13 protein-coding genes are annotated in these 14,107 nt (G+C 68.3%); 6 read left to right on the top strand and 7 right to left on the bottom strand.

Going from position 1 to position 14,107, the window contains the following annotated elements:
* Window positions 1–41: 41 nt before the first annotated feature.
* A complete protein-coding gene (locus ED92_RS32310) occupies window positions 42–1,463 on the bottom strand; it encodes a PLP-dependent aminotransferase family protein (protein ID WP_037344976.1) in 1,422 nt (473 codons plus the stop codon).
* 80 nt (window positions 1,464–1,543) lie between these two features.
* Here ED92_RS32310 and ED92_RS32315 point away from each other — a divergent pair, with 80 nt between their 5' ends.
* On the top strand, window positions 1,544–2,749 hold the full coding sequence (locus tag ED92_RS32315) for an MFS transporter (protein WP_037344978.1): 1,206 nt from the start codon (window positions 1,544–1,546) through the stop codon (window positions 2,747–2,749).
* Here the strand turns inward: ED92_RS32315 and ED92_RS32320 are convergent.
* On the bottom strand, window positions 2,727–3,119 hold the full coding sequence (locus ED92_RS32320) for an NUDIX hydrolase (protein ID WP_037344980.1): 393 nt from the start codon (window positions 3,117–3,119) through the stop codon (window positions 2,727–2,729). The two genes, ED92_RS32315 and ED92_RS32320, sit on opposite strands and share 23 nt — an antisense overlap.
* A gap of 78 nt (window positions 3,120–3,197) precedes the next feature.
* On the opposite strand from ED92_RS32320, the gene ED92_RS32325 reads away from it, so the two are divergent.
* Entirely contained in the window at window positions 3,198–4,355 is a 1,158-nt protein-coding gene (locus ED92_RS32325; RefSeq protein ID WP_037344981.1) for an epoxide hydrolase family protein, read from the top strand.
* Here the strand turns inward: ED92_RS32325 and ED92_RS32330 are convergent.
* On the bottom strand, window positions 4,348–5,394 hold the full coding sequence (locus ED92_RS32330; protein WP_037344982.1) for a winged helix DNA-binding domain-containing protein: 1,047 nt from the start codon (window positions 5,392–5,394) through the stop codon (window positions 4,348–4,350). The genes ED92_RS32325 and ED92_RS32330 overlap by 8 nt on opposite strands.
* A complete protein-coding gene (locus tag ED92_RS32335) occupies window positions 5,391–6,377 on the bottom strand; it encodes a cation diffusion facilitator family transporter (RefSeq protein ID WP_037344984.1) in 987 nt (328 codons plus the stop codon). The genes ED92_RS32330 and ED92_RS32335 overlap by 4 nt, the downstream gene beginning before the upstream one ends.
* Before the next feature lie 75 nt (window positions 6,378–6,452).
* Here ED92_RS32335 and ED92_RS32340 point away from each other — a divergent pair, with 75 nt between their 5' ends.
* The 4 genes from ED92_RS32340 (at window position 6,453) to ED92_RS32355 (ending at window position 9,250) form a co-directional block, all read left to right on the top strand.
* A complete protein-coding gene (locus ED92_RS32340) occupies window positions 6,453–6,824 on the top strand; it encodes a metalloregulator ArsR/SmtB family transcription factor (RefSeq protein WP_037344985.1) in 372 nt (123 codons plus the stop codon).
* A 19-nt stretch (window positions 6,825–6,843) separates the two neighbouring features.
* Window positions 6,844–7,215, top strand: coding sequence for a DUF6153 family protein (locus ED92_RS32345; RefSeq protein WP_037344987.1), 372 nt, complete (start codon window positions 6,844–6,846; stop codon window positions 7,213–7,215).
* A 47-nt stretch (window positions 7,216–7,262) separates the two neighbouring features.
* On the top strand, window positions 7,263–7,850 hold the full coding sequence (locus ED92_RS32350; RefSeq protein ID WP_037344989.1) for a DUF305 domain-containing protein: 588 nt from the start codon (window positions 7,263–7,265) through the stop codon (window positions 7,848–7,850).
* Between the two features lie 164 nt (window positions 7,851–8,014).
* Window positions 8,015–9,250, top strand: a complete 1,236-nt coding sequence (locus tag ED92_RS32355) for an HNH endonuclease signature motif containing protein (protein WP_235213412.1) — start codon at window positions 8,015–8,017, stop codon at window positions 9,248–9,250.
* A 363-nt stretch (window positions 9,251–9,613) separates the two neighbouring features.
* Here the strand turns inward: ED92_RS32355 and ED92_RS32360 are convergent, their stop codons facing one another.
* From ED92_RS32360 to ED92_RS32365, 3 genes are all read right to left on the bottom strand, one after another.
* On the bottom strand, window positions 9,614–10,687 hold the full coding sequence (locus ED92_RS32360; RefSeq protein ID WP_037344990.1) for a SagB/ThcOx family dehydrogenase: 1,074 nt from the start codon (window positions 10,685–10,687) through the stop codon (window positions 9,614–9,616).
* A 54-nt stretch (window positions 10,688–10,741) separates the two neighbouring features.
* Window positions 10,742–10,864 (bottom strand): hypothetical protein, encoded by a 123-nt coding sequence (locus ED92_RS43695; RefSeq protein ID WP_005155025.1) that lies wholly within the window; start codon window positions 10,862–10,864, stop codon window positions 10,742–10,744.
* 81 nt (window positions 10,865–10,945) lie between these two features.
* Window positions 10,946–13,858: a BTAD domain-containing putative transcriptional regulator gene (locus ED92_RS32365; RefSeq protein ID WP_037344991.1), complete on the bottom strand. Its 2,913-nt coding sequence runs from the start codon at window positions 13,856–13,858 to the stop codon at window positions 10,946–10,948.
* Between the last annotated feature and the right edge of the window lie 249 nt (window positions 13,859–14,107).

Genomic DNA, 14,107 nt, shown 5'->3' on the forward strand with positions numbered 1-14,107 from the left:
GAAAGGGCCGTTCAAGACGGAAAGTGTCCTGAACGGCCCTTTCATGACATCCTGGCGGCCGAAACGCACTCGCCGAGCCGGGCGAGCCCTTCGTCGATACGGTCGGAACCGACCAGGCCGTAACCGATCACCAGACCGCCGCGCGTTCCTCCGTATGTGGACAGGCTTTCGACGGACACCCCGGCCCGAGCCGCTTCGGCGACCGCACTGTCCACAGTGACCGTCGCTTGTGGAGAGACCGGCGCGCACAGATGGAGTCCGGCGCTGGACGGGACGATGTCCAGCACGTCACGTAATTCGTCGCGCACGAAGGCCAGGATCCGGTCCCGTCGCACCGAATACTCCCGGGTGGCCTTGCGTACGTGGCGAGCGAGCAGGCCCTCGTCGATGAAACTCGCCAACGCCGATTGCGTGACGAGGTCGCCGTGCCAGTCCATGAGCTGCTTCGCCTGCCGCAGCGCCGGTCGCAGCGAGGCCGGCGCGACGAGGAAACCCAATCGCAGCAAGGGAAGCAGTGTCTTCGAGAAGGATCCGACGTAGAGCACCCTGCCGTCGTGGTCCAGGCTTTGGAGCGGTTCGAGCGGCCGATCCGAGAAGCGGTACTCGCTGTCGTAGTCGTCCTCGATGATCACCGCGTCGTTCCGTTCCGCCCACGCCAGCAACGCGGTCCGCCTGGCGAGTGACATCGGCGTGCCGAGCGGGAACTGGTGCGAGGGCGTCGTATAGATCAACCGAGTGCCCTTCGCGAGCGCGGTGACGTCGAGGCCCTCGGCATCCACCGGCACCCTCACGATCCGGGCGCCGTGGGCGGTGAAAAGCCGTTCGGCCGGGGGATAGCCGGGATCTTCGACGGCGACCCGCGTACCGGGTTCGATCAGGACCCGGCCGATCAGGTCGAGGGCCTGTTGCGCGCCCTGGGTGACCAGGACGTCCTCGACGCCGGCTCGCACGGATCGGGCGGCGCCGATATGCCGGGCGATCGCCACTCGCAGTGCTTCGAGCCCGGCGGGATCGGCGTACCCCGTTGGCGGCAGCAGCGACGGCCGGAGCGCCTGGCTGACCAGCCGTCGCCAGGTCCGCAACGGGAACAGGGCCGGATCCGGGGTGCCGACCCGGAAGTCGAACGCGGGCCGGTCGTCGCCGGGAGGGTCCGGCAGCGAACTCCACCGCGCGACGGGCCGCACCCCGGTGCCCGCGGGCGCGGCGCGCTTCGAACGCGCCACGAAGCCGGGGCTGACGAAGGTCCCGCGTCCGACGTGGCTGTCGAGGAAGCCTTCGGCGGTGAGCTGTTCGTAGGCGACCGCGACGGTATTGCGCGAGACGTCGAGCTCGCGGGCCAGTTCCCTGGTCGGGGGCAGGCGCTCCCCAGCGCGGAGGCGTCCGTCGAGGATGCCGTCACGGAGCTGACGGTAAATACGGGCGGCCAGGTCGGTGTGGCCGTCGAGGCTGATGTGGAACGGCACGTCCCGAGGCTATATTGGCCCAACCGGAATGACGGATATTGGAACTGGGATGTGGCCAATCCGGTGCTTAGTTTGAGCATATGAAGCGACTGACCTCGGCCCAGCTGATCAGCTCTGTCGGCGACGGCGCCTACTACGTCACCTCGGCCCTGTACTTCACGCTGATCGTCGGGCTTTCGCCCGCGCAGGTGGGGCTCGGCCTCACCGTGGGCTGGGCGGTCGGCTCGGTGGCCGGGGTCGCGCTGGGGCAGCTGGCCGACCGTCGCGGACCGAAGGGCACGGCCGTCCTGCTGGCATTGGGCACCGCCGCGTCGGTCACGGCGTTCCTCTTCGTGGACTCGGTCTTCGCGTTCGTGATCGCGGCCTGCGTCTACGCCTGTTTCCAATGCGGTCTCGGCGCGGCACGGCAGGCGCTGCTCGCCGGCCTGATCGACCCCGCCGGGCGCACGACGTTCCGCGCCCGGCTGCAGGCGATGTCCAACGCGGGGATCGCGATCGGCGCGGCGCTCGGCGGGATCGCGCTGGCGATCGGGACGCGGGAAGCGTTCCTGACGGTGTTCGCCGTCGACGCGCTGGCCTTCGTCGCCGCGGCGCTCGTGCTCCGCAAGGTGCCTTCGGTGGCTCCGGTGCCGATGCGGGCGGGTGAGCCGTCCGTGGCCGTCCTCCGCGACCGCCCGTACGCCCTTCTGGCGCTGCTCAACATGATCATGCTGCTCTACATGCCGCTGTTCAGCCTGGTCCTCCCGCTGTGGATCTCGACCCGGACCGCGGCGCCGAGCTGGCTGGTCTCGGCGATGCTGGTGCTCAACACGGCGAGCGTGGTGGTGTTCCAGGTGCGGGTGGCGCGCGGTGTGACCGGCCTGCGTGGCGCCTCCCGCTACGTCCGGCACGCGGGGCTGCTGCTTTTCGTCTCCTGCCTGATCTTCTCGTTCTCCGCCATGGGCGATTCCGCGTGGGCGGCGGCACTGGTGCTGCTCGCCGGGGCCGCGTTGCAGGTGGTCGGGGAGATGGCGCAGGCGGCGGGCTCCTGGGAGATCGGCTTCGGTCTCGCGCCCGACGGCAAACAGGGGCAGTACCAAGGACTCTTCGGTGCGGGGACGGCCATCGCCCGGATGCTCGGCCCGGTACTGCTGACCGGTCTGATCCTGGTCGGCGGGACGGCCGGCTGGATCGTGCTGGGCGGCTTGTTCCTGCTGGCGGGGACGCTCACCGCGCCCGCCGTCCGCTGGGCGGAGCGGACCAGGCCGGAGACCGCCCTCGAAGTCAGTCCTCCAGTGCCCGCCTGAAGTGCACCGCGAGATCGAGCCCCGCGGCTTCCTCCGGGCCGCACCAGACGAAGGCGTCGTGTTCCTCGGGATCGAGCACGACTTCGCCCGGGACCTCCTCGGCGAGCGCGTACACCGCGGCGTGGATCCGCATCGGCCTGCCCGCGACGTCGTCCCAGCTGTGGGTGCCGCGTTCGCCGGTGACGTGGACGGTCAGCCCGGTCTCCTCGGCGAACTCGCGGACCACGGTCTCGGCCGGTCGCTCGCCGGGCTCGACGGTCCCGCCCGGCAGTTCCCAGCGGCCGCCCAGGAACGACGACGGCTGCCGCCGGATGAACAGGATCTTCCCGTCGCGGATGAGCCTGCCGTATGCCAAGTACTTGTCCGTCACGAGCGAATCTTCCCGTACTCGGAATACCTTCCCGATCGAGGACCGAACCTGTCCGCAATGGCTCGTAACGTGGGCTTTATGGAAAACACCGAGCTCCGCCCCTTCCGCCTCGACGTCCCTCAGGAACAGCTGGACGAGCTGCACGCGAAGCTCGACGGCACGCGCTGGCCCGCGCCGCTCCCCGGCGACGGCTGGGACACCGGAGTGCCGGTGGCCTGGCTGCGCGGACTCGCCGAATACTGGCGCGACGGCTACGACTGGCGCGCCGCCGAACGCGAGATCAACCGTCATCCGCAGTTCACCACGGTCATCGACGGGCAGCGGATCCACTTCCTGCACGTCCGCTCGCCCGAAGCCGGCGCGACGCCGCTGATCCTCACGCACGGCTGGCCGGGTTCGGTGGTGGAGTTCCTCGACGTCATCGGTCCGCTCACGGACCCGAAAGCGTACGGCGGCGACCCGGCGGACGCGTTCCACCTCGTGATCCCGTCGCTTCCGGGCTTCGGTTTTTCGGGCCCCGTCTCGGATTCCGGGTGGACGATGCCGCGGATCGGCCGGGCATGGGCGGAACTGATGCGCCGGCTCGGCTACGAACGCTACGGCGTGCAGGGCGGCGACCTCGGCGCCTCGGTGTCGCCGGAGGTGGCGAGGTTCGCGCCGGACAAGGTGATCGGCGTGCACGTCAACGGCGGGCTGACCCCAATGCCCCCGATGTCGCTGTCGGACGAGGAACTCGCTTCGCTGACCGACATCGAACGCGATCGCATCGAGCGGATCAGGGCATTCATGCGGGAGGAGTTCGGGTACATCGCGATCCAGTCGACGCGGCCGCAGACCCTCGGCTACGGGCTCATCGACTCCCCGGTCGCGCAGTTGGCCTGGATCATGGACAAATTCCGCGAGTGGACGCATCCGCGCCCCACGCTGCCGGAGGAGATCATCGGCAGGGACCGGCTGCTGACCAACGTCATGTTCACCTGGTTGACCGGAACGGCGGCTTCGTCCGCGTACGTCGGCTACGCGCAGGCTGAAACCTGGGGAGCCGTCGAAAAGAACTCCGGCGTGCCGACGGCGGCGCTGATCTTCGCGCACGACGTCGGGATCCGGCGGTACTCCGAGCACGCCCACACGATCGTGCGGTGGACCGACGTCGATCGCGGCGGGCATTTCGCGGCGTTGGAAGAGCCCGAGATCCTGGTCTCGGACGTTCGCGAGTTCTTCCGGTCCCTCAAATGACGAGGACGGCCGTCTCGCCGAGGAAGCGGCCGTAATCGTCCACTTCGGACTCCAGGCCGGTGATGGCGGATCGCGATAGCACGCCGAAGGGCTCCACGACGACCTTCGTCTGCTTCGCGGTCCGCTTGGTGTGCCAGGTTCCGGCGATGCTGCCGTCGACCAGTACGGTCGGCGCGATCATCCCGCCGCCGGCGTTGACGCGTTTCGACTCGGCCGGTTCGAGGAGCAGAGCGCGGTCGCGGTAGCCCAGGAGGTACGTGTCGAAGGCGCCGAGCAGACGCGGAGGGCATGGGGGAGCGGACAACTCGGTCTGCGACAGGGCGAAGCCGCCGCCGGTGGGCACGAGGTCCAGTGCGGCGAAAGCCTTGCGGCAGAGGCCGAGTGGGAGCCCGGACCAAGCGACGAAGTCTTCGACGGTCGCGATGCCGTACGCGGTCAGGTACCGGTGGGCGAGTTCCGTATGCGGTTCCGCCGGATCGTGGCCTTCTGGGGCCCATTCGTCGAGGAGCACGTACGTCGGCTCCGTTCCGGCGTCGTGCCCTCGGCACAGCAGCCCGCGATTGGCCGCGTACGCCAGAAGATGGGCCGGGGCCTGGGACTTCGCATCGAGCGCGATGCCGTCGGCGGCCAAGCCGTCGAGGATCTCTTGCCGGGTGAGTGCCTTGCCGGGCAAGAGATCCTGGAGCTTCGTGAGCGCGCGTTCGCAGAGTTCGTCGGTGAGACCCAGCTGACGGCGGCGTCCCTGCCCCGCCTGGACGTTACGCGGACCGAACAACCGGTTCAGCCACCGGAGATCCGCTGTCGGCACCAAGTGGAGCGTCTTGCGCATCAGCCAGGTGCGCGTGACCTCGCGGGACGTGTCGATGTCCTTGGCGGTCAGGCCCCGGCTACGGGCCCGGAACGCGAGCCGCGCGGCGGGCGTCGACTGCGCCTGGACGGCGGTGATGGATCGGGCGACGGCGAGCACGTCCGTCGCCGGAACGGTCAGCAGTTGCGCGTGGGCACGGACGGCGCGGATGTCGTTGTCGGACGGCGTCACCCGTTGACGATCTCATGGGCGTTCACCGGTTCGGTGTGCACGACCGCTTCCGCGAGCCGCGGGAGGACCTCGCGCAGCCTTGCCTCGACACGATGGGCGAGGCGGTGCGCCTCGGTGACGGTGAGCCCGGCCTCGACCGACACCGCGAGTTCCGCGCGCAGGCTGTGCCCGATCCAGCGCATCCGCAGGTCCCGCGTGCCGAGCACGCCGGGGACCTCGGCGGCCGCGCGTTCGGCGCGATCGACGTCGGCCGGGTCGACGGCGTCCATCAGGCGGCGGAAGACCTCCGTGGCCGCGTCGCGCAGGACGAACAGGATCGCGACGGTGATGGCGAGACCGACGATCGGGTCGGCCATCGGGAAGCCGAACGCGACACCGGCGGCGCCGAGCACGACCGCGAGCGACGTGAATCCATCGGTGCGGGCATGCAGGCCGTCCGCGACCAGTGCGGCCGACCCGATCTCGCGGCCGACGGTGATCCGGTACCTGGCCACGAGTTCGTTGCCCGCGAAGCCGATGACACCTGCCGCCGCGACCACCCACAGATGCTGGACCGGACGCGGATCGAGCAGCCGCTGGACGGATTCGTACCCGGCGAGGAAGGCCGATGCGGCGATGAGCAGGACGACGAGCACGCCGGCCAGGTCTTCGGCGCGGCCGAGCCCGTAGGTGTAGCGGCGGGTGGCGGCGCGGCGGCCGAGCACGAAGGCGATGCCGAGGGGGAGCGCGGTGAGCGCGTCGGCGAAGTTGTGGATCGTGTCGCCGAGCAGGGCCACGGAGCCGGTGATCAGCACGAGCACGAGCTGGGCGACGGCGGTGACGAACAGGGCGGCGAACGACCAGATCAGCGTCCGGACGCCGCGTTTGCTGGTCTCCAGCGCGCTGTCGACACGGTCGGCGCTGTCGTGGCTGTGGGGAGTCAGGAGGTGCCGGAGACGGCTCTTCGCCGTCCGGTGGCCATGACTGTGTCCATGCCCTGGCATCTTTCACCTCACTGTCATGCTACCTGCGCAGTCATGCAGGTACGCAGGCAGAAGGATAGCGGCTATCCTCCTGGCATGCACGAGTCGGTTCCGGATTTCGAGATGCCCACCGAGGAGCAGGTCCACCTGGCCGCGGAGACGTTCCGGCTGCTCGCGGATCCGACGAGGGTGAAGGTCCTCTGGGCGCTCCTGCAGGGCGAGTCTTCGGTCGCCTGCCTCGCAGAGCTGGCGGGCGCGGCGCCGACGGCGGTCAGTCAGCACCTCGCGAAACTGCGGCTCGCGGGCCTGGTGAAGGGGCGGCGTGAGGGGACGTTCGTCTATTACTCGGCGGCCAACGATCACGTCCGCGGTCTGCTCGCGCAGGCGCTGTTCCACGCCGACCACATCGATCGCGACATCCCGGCACTGCATTCGGCGGCGAAACCCCACCGTCCGGCGGCGCACTGAATCCGGCTACGGTGGAGCCGTGACCCAGTCCTCGTGCCCGGCGGCCCTGCGGTGGCTGCTGCTGTGCGTGGTGGCGCTGGGGCTGGTCGGCATGCACCACGTCGTCGCCGAGTTCGGCCACGGCACGGGGCACTCCGCCGTCGCGATGGCGGATCCGTGTTGCGCGGACACACCTTCCCATGACGACGGTGGACACAGTGGACTGCACCTGTGTCTCGCGGTGCTCGCCGCGGGAGTGCTGCTGATCGTGACCTGGCTGCTCGTCCGCAATGGACGGACGGTGGCGACGTGGAAGTCGCGGCGGGCAGGCGGTTCGGCCGCGGGCCGTGATCCGCCGCGCTGGAGACCGGTACCGGAGAAGTTGTCCTTCCTTTGCGTGTTGCGGGTGTGACAGGCGGGTTCGTCCCGCCCTACCCGAAACCGATTTGAGGAAGAACCATGACCAGCAGGAAACTGGTCGGAGCGGCGCTCGCCGCTCTGGCCTCCTTCGCCGTGCTCACCGGATGCGCCAGTTCCGACACCGCTTCCACCGGGCACGACATGTCCACGGTGAAGGCGCCGGACCCTCAGCAGGCCGGCCACAACCAGGCCGACGTCACGTTCGCGCAAGGGATGATCCCGCACCACGAACAGGCGCTCGCGATGGCGAAACTCGTCGACGGCCGCACTCGCAACGCGAAGGTCGTCGACCTCGCCGCCCGGATTCAGAAGGCGCAGGATCCGGAGATCCAGCAGCTGAACGGATTGTTGAAGGGCTGGGGAGTGGCGCCGTCGGGTGAGCACTCCGGGCACGGTCCGGCGGCCGGCATGATGACCGAGGACGACCTCGCGAAACTCGGCAAGGCCAAGGACGCCGCCTTCGACAAGCAGTGGCTGGAGATGATGGTCAAACATCACGAAGGCGCGCTTGAGATGGCGAAGACCGCGCTGCAGCAGGGGAGTAACGCCGAGGTGAAGGCCTTGGCGCAGAAGGTGGTCGACGGTCAGCAGGCCGAGATCACCGAGATGCGCGCACTGCTCGGCTGAGTTGGGTGGTGGCACGGGTTCGGATCGGCCCGTGCCACCTCCTTCGCGCGCAGGATGATCGCGATCCGGTAGAAGTTGTTTTTGTGTCGCAGTTTCTGATTTCAGGGGCGGTTTGATCGTCTCGTGTTTCGGAAACTGTCGGTGGTCGGTTGTACGTTCTGCGTGTGGACACTCTCAACGCCACTGTGGCGCGTTTGAAGGAAATCACGTCGTCGGAAGTTTTGCGGGAGGTTAATACTTCGCTGGATACGTTGGGGGATCAGGATGCCGTGGATGCCGCCGTCGCTGCGTCGGAGGGCATCGCTCGACTGGAGGCAATTCGGTTCCGTGCTTTGGGGCGGTTGAGCCGTCATCGCGATGGAGCTTCCAGCGTGGTGCAGGAAGTCGCGTTCGCTCTGTCCGTTGTGGACGGACATGCTGCCGGGCTGGTCTCGACGGCTGAGGCGTTGACGACTCGGCTGCCGCGCACGTTGGGGTTGCTCGATCAGGGGAAGGTAGGTGGCTATGGGGCGATGAAAGTCGCGACGGCCACCGCTTGGCTCTCGGACGAGGACGCCTGCGCGGTGGACGCGGTCCTGGAGGGTCGGATCCCGGACCGCAACTCCGATCAGATCCGGAAAGCGGCGAATCATGCGGCGATGATGGCCGACCGTGACGGCGCCTCCCGCCGTGCCGAACGCAACCGCGGCGGACGTCGCTTGACGGTGCGACAGGGCGACACCGGGGTGGCGTCCATTGAAGTCGAAGACGGGCCGGTGGAGAAGGTGGCCGCCGCCTACACGCGGATCGATCGTGAGGCCCGCGCCCTGCGAGCCGGTGGGGAGACCCGCACTCTGGACCAGTTGCGTGCTGATGTCGCCCTTGATCTTCTGTTGGGTGGTCAGGGTGGGAAGAGTGAACGGTCTGAGGTGTTCCTCTATATGGACCTTCAGACGTATTTGGGGTCGAACGATGATCCCGCGGAGATGGCCGGGCATGGGCATATCCCCGCCTCGCTGGCCCGGGAGATCGCGTCCGGTCCGAACACGGTGCTGCGGCGGATCATCACCGACCCACTCTCAGGACAAGTTCTCGACCTCGGCCGGAACCGCTACCGACCCACCGCCGGGCTCGACGAGTTCGTCCGAGTCCGGGACCGTGAGTGCCGAAGACCCGGCTGCCACCGTGTGGCCCAAGCCTGCGACCTCGACCATTCGCTGCCGTGGCAACACGGCGGCCATACGTCGGATACCGAGCTGATCGACCTGTGCCGCCGCGACCATCGGTTGAAGGACGAGCCTGGGTGGAACTACCGGCTGGGTTCCGACGGGACTCTCACGATCACCACACCCACCGGGCAGCGCTACGACAGCACTTCACCCCCACTGCACGAACCCCGCGACGAAGCACCACCGTTCTGAGCCCTCGCCGGAAAACGGCAACGGCGCCTGACATCAGGCCTCACCGTGACTGGTCGTCAGAAAATGGCCACGGCTCGCGAGCGTGAGCCACCCGAGGCCCCGATTGCGTGGCTAGACCCGACCAGGCGGGACTGCCTTGGGAACCACTTCTGGCTTCGTCGCCGAAATCCGGCCACGGCTTGAGTGAAGATCACCAGCAGGCCTTCGGCGCCGTGCCTGGCGGTGCCGCAGATCCGCTACGTCGCCGGGAATCGGCGATCGCTCAACGATGCTCGCGCGGGGACCTCGTCACGCGTCCCCGGCCGGCTGGCTGCCGCAGTGAAGCCGTCGCCGAAATCCGGCCACACCCCATCACCGAAGCCATCACAGGCGATTGCCCACCACCGACATACCGAGCACCAGCTCGTTCGCCGGATCACACCCGAGGAGGTCTTCGACCAGTTCGTCGCGGAGCGCGGCGGTGAACGTGACGTTCAGGCCCAGCGCGGTCGCCAGCAGGTACACGGTTTGGCTGAGGTGGCCGACGTCCATCAGCAGCACGCGATACGTGCGGCTCACCGGGTACTTCCACTGGTTCCGCTCGATGACGCTCGTGTAGATCAGCAGCGCGCCGGCGTTCCCGGTCCACTGCTGGTCGCCGGCGAGCGCGATCAGCTGGTCGTCGTCGATCTTGCCGTCCAGCGGCGTGAGGCCGTGGCGGAAGCCGTCGTAGTGGTAGACACCCCGGGGCAGATCCTCGACGTTCCTCGCGTAGACGTACACCTCTGTCGGATGCCGCGCCCCGCCCGATGGGCTCGTCTTGAAGATGTTCCCGGTGGTGGGGATGTCGGGATGAGTTTCCGGCCTCGTCGGCCTGGCCGCGGTGAGAAGCGCGCTCAAATCGCGCAGCCGCAAGGGTTCTTCGCCGAACTCGCGGACGCTTCTGCGCCGGTTCAGCGCCTCGCCGAGTCCGATCGTGTTCAGTGGCTCCGGTGACGGTTCGGGCAACGCGATCGTGTCGTGCTCACCCGTCGGCCTCACCGGAGAAGGCGGAGGGCTGACCTTCGCCTTCTCCAGCAAGGTTTTCGCCGTCGTTTCGCTGGTGGTGAACTCGGTCTCGCGCAACGAACGCGTGCCGAAGTGAAACGCCCGCGCGGACGTTCCCCAAGGGCCCCAATCCCGAAGGATCTCTTCTTCGCGTTGTTGCCGGTGAGAACCTTTGACCACCAGTACTTCGTGCCGGATCATCGCTCGCGCGATACGGACGAGCCTTTCCCCGATCTCGGGATTCTCATCCGCTTCGCGGACCGATTCCGGTTCTCGCCAAGAACTGAACCAGCGCAGGACGCGTTCGGTTCCATCGGCGAGTTTGAGCTGGCGATGTCCGAGGTGATCGTCCCAGACGACGTCACCATCGGCCCAATAGAGCGTTCCGCAAGAGGAAACCCTGACCAGCATCGAATGTCTTGTGCCCCAGTCCCCAGTAAATACTTTCCGAATACTTCAGGTGATTCAGTGTCGCGAGCGGAAAGGAGGCCCGCCGTTCGGCGGCGGCTCGAACCCGCCCCAGGTGCTCTGCGCCTTGTACTCCGCTTCGAGCTCGTACAAGAACTCGTCGTCGTCCTCATCGTGCATGCCGTCGATCCTCTCCGTGAACGGTTACTCCGGTCAAGCGAATATACCTACGCCAACAGAGTACCGGAGCAGAACGGCTAATTACGCCGAGTAATCGTTCAGGCGCTGTTTGAGTTCGCGAACCTCTGGCGACTCCGAAATGCCGAGATCGGTGTAGAGGCGCAATGCGAACCGGCGATGACGGTCCGCATTCAGTCGCTCACCGAGAATGTCGAACGCGAACGCCATCTCCTTGTGGGCGATGGGCAGCATGCTGCGATTCCCGGTCGATTCCAGCACTTCCACCGCGGTCGTCAACTGACTGACCGCGAGCGCGCCGTCACCGAGTCCGCGCGAATTGATGCCGAGGGCGAGAAAGCATTCCGCCTCGAGATCGGGCGATTCGTTCTCCTGCGCCAGCCGCAGTGCCTGGTCGAGTTCCTCGGCGGCTTCGGGATAGCGCCTGCTCTCGGTGTGGATCAGCCCGATCCGGTGCCTGGCGCGGGCTTCGATGAGCACGCTGCCGTGCGCATGGGCGGTCTCCCGGACCCAGCCGAGGTGCTCGATCGCCTCGTCCGATTCGCCCTTGAGCCAGTGGGTGACCCCCGAATTACCCCTGGCCCGGCACTGCATCCGGATGTCGCCGGTGGTCGCGGCCAGTTCGAACACCTCGTTGAACAGCCGGTTCGCCTCGGTGAACTCGTTGAGCCGCCACAGGGTCAGCGCGTACATGTGCAGGGCCTGGTACTCGAGGACCACGTTCCCGGTGACCCGCGCGGCGGACAGGGCGAGGGTCTCCAGCTCCCTGGCCTGCCGGTAGTAGCCGCGGTTGTCGAAGTAGCGCCACACCGCCGAACAGAAGGGCACGAGGTCGGAGTACTGCTGATGGTTGTTCATCGCGACGGCCACCGGCAGCACGTTCTGCCATTGCGCGTCCATCCAGTGCGCGGCCTGGTCGTAGTCGGCGAAGGACTGTCCGAACTCGCTCTTCGGCACCTCGAGGCCGCCCGGTTCCTCCTCGGAATCCGGGTCGATGAACTCCATCGCGGCCGCGACGGTGCTGCGGTAGTAGTCGAACAGCCGCCGCATCATCGCCTCGCGCTGGTGCTCGGGCTCCTCGGCGAGCAGGAGTTCGCGACCGTAGCTGCGGAGGAGGTCGTGCATCTCGTAGCGGTCCATCGACGGCTGACGCAGGAGGTTCACGTCGACGAGACGTTCGGCGAGCCGTCGGGCCTCGGCGAGGTCGACTTCCGCCAAGGCCGCCGTCGAGTGCAGATCGAACGCCGCACCGGGATGGTGGCTCAACCGGCGGAACACCCGTCGTTCGGTCTCGGTCAAGTTCAGATAGGACACTCGGAACGCGCCCGCGACGTCGCGTTCGCCGGCGGTGAGCTCGCCGAACCGGTTCCGCTCGTCGCGCAACTGCCTGGCGACGAAGTCGAGCGTCCACGACGCCCGCGCGCGCAGCCTGCTCGCCGTGACGGCCAGCGCGAGCGGGAGATCACCGCACAGGCTCGCGACCTGATCGGCCGCGTCGGGGGATTCCCGCTTCAACCGGGAGGGCCCGACGATCCGGCCGAGCAGGTCCACCGCGTCGGCCCGGCTGAACGGTTCCAGCGAGAGCAGTTCGGCGCCGTCGAGGTCGATGAGCCGGGTACGGCTGGTGATCAGCACGCAGCAGCTCGCCGCACCGGGCAGCAGCGGGTTCACCTGCGCCGCCCCGATGGCGTTGTCCAGCACCAGGAGCACCCGTTTGCCGGCGAGGCAGCTGCGGAACAGCGCCGCGCGCTGCTCGGTCCCGGCGGGGATGTCCGAACCCTGGATGCCGAGCGACCGCAGCAGCGCCTCGAGCGCGGTCCCCGGGTCGACGGGGTCTCCGGCTGGCGAGAACCCTTCGAGGTTCACGAACAGCTGCCCGTCCGGGAACAACGGGGCGAGCCGGTGCGCGGCGTGGACGGCCAGCGCGGTCTTCCCGACCCCGGGCATGCCGTCGATCGCGATCAGCCGCGGCCCCGCCGAGGAGTCGTCCTGGCCGATTTCGAGGACGGTCCGCAGTTCCGCGGCGCGGCCGCCGAACGCGGGGAGGTCCGCGGGAAGCTGCGCGGGACGGGGGAAGAGCGCCTTCTGCGCGTCCGCGTCCTCGCGTCGCCCGCCGGTGTCCATCCCGGCCCGGAGCCCGCCGACGCCGTACCGGACGAGGGCGCCGTCCTCCATCAGTTCGGCGTCGGCGCGCAGGATCTGCTGGTGGAGCGCGCTCAGCTCGGCGCTCGGGTCGACGCCGAGTTCCTCGACGAGCGCGATCCTGGTCCGGTCGAACGTCCGGAGCGCGTCGGCGGCGCGGCCTGCCCGGTAGAGCGCCAGCATGGTGAGGCATTGCAGGGTCTCGCGGGTGGGATGCCAGGCGGCGAGGTCGAAGGCCTCGCGAGCCGCCGCCTCGGTCTCGCCGAGCCGGAGCCTGGCGCCGATGAGGAGCTCACTGGCGGCGAGGCGTTCTTCGTCGAGGCGTCGCGCCGTCTGCTCGATCGCGTCGCCTTCGAGACCGTCGAACGCGGGGCCGCGCCAGAGCGCGAGCGCGTCGGCCAGTTTGGCGGCCGCCTGGGAGATCAGCCCGGCCGCGAGGAGTTCGGCGCCCTGGTTGTAGTCGGCTTCGAAGCGGACCGAGTCGAGCGAGGCGCTGCTGATGACGACGCGGTACGCCGATCCGGTGGTGACCACGGCGGACCGGGCCACCCCGAGGTCGTGCCGGAGCCGCGCGATCGCGTTGCTGACCTGGCGGACCGCGGTCTTCGGCGGATTCTCGGGCCACATCGTGCCGATCAGGTACGACACCGGGACCAGCCGGCCCGCGTTGATCAGCAAAGCGGCGAGGAGACGCTGTTCGCGGCGCCCGCCCAGCCGGACGGGGACGCCGTCGACTTCGGCTTCGAGCGGGCCGAGAACGGAGAAGCCGAGCTGGGAATTCTGGACGGCGGTTCGAGGCGATCCCGCCGAATCGGGTAGACGATCAGCGGTCATATGCGACTATGTCGTCCGAGGCCGTGAGCGTGCTCACGCACTACCTCCAGTCCGTTCGCCGGCTGATCGGCACCCTAGCCCACCGCTTCGGCCTCCAGCCAGGTCGGCGCGGGGCACGCCGTACTGCATTCGGCCTAACAGGCGTGCGCGGGCCCGCCCTGAAACCTTTCCGATTCTACGCCCCGCGGCCCCTGAACTGCGCGGATGTCCGGCGGTGGAGAGCCGATGTAATTCCGATGCAGGCCCTTG

This window comes from Amycolatopsis sp. MJM2582 (assembly GCF_000754115.1).
GTDB lineage: Bacteria > Actinomycetota > Actinomycetes > Mycobacteriales > Pseudonocardiaceae > Amycolatopsis > Amycolatopsis japonica.

Excerpts from the sequence above, each read along its gene's own strand:
- ED92_RS32340 (WP_037344985.1), top strand. The coding sequence starts at position 6,453 with ATGCACGAGTCGGTTCCGGATTTCGAGATGCCCACCGAGGAGCAGGTC.
- ED92_RS32315 (WP_037344978.1), top strand. The coding sequence starts at position 1,544 with ATGAAGCGACTGACCTCGGCCCAGCTGATCAGCTCTGTCGGCGACGGC.
- ED92_RS43695 (WP_005155025.1), bottom strand. The coding sequence starts at position 10,864 with ATGCACGATGAGGACGACGACGAGTTCTTGTACGAGCTCGAAGCGGAG.
- ED92_RS32350 (WP_037344989.1), top strand. The coding sequence starts at position 7,263 with ATGACCAGCAGGAAACTGGTCGGAGCGGCGCTCGCCGCTCTGGCCTCC.
- ED92_RS32335 (WP_037344984.1), bottom strand. The coding sequence starts at position 6,377 with ATGCCAGGGCATGGACACAGTCATGGCCACCGGACGGCGAAGAGCCGT.
- ED92_RS32360 (WP_037344990.1), bottom strand. The coding sequence starts at position 10,687 with ATGCTGGTCAGGGTTTCCTCTTGCGGAACGCTCTATTGGGCCGATGGT.
- ED92_RS32325 (WP_037344981.1), top strand. The coding sequence starts at position 3,198 with ATGGAAAACACCGAGCTCCGCCCCTTCCGCCTCGACGTCCCTCAGGAA.
- ED92_RS32365 (WP_037344991.1), bottom strand. The coding sequence starts at position 13,858 with ATGACCGCTGATCGTCTACCCGATTCGGCGGGATCGCCTCGAACCGCC.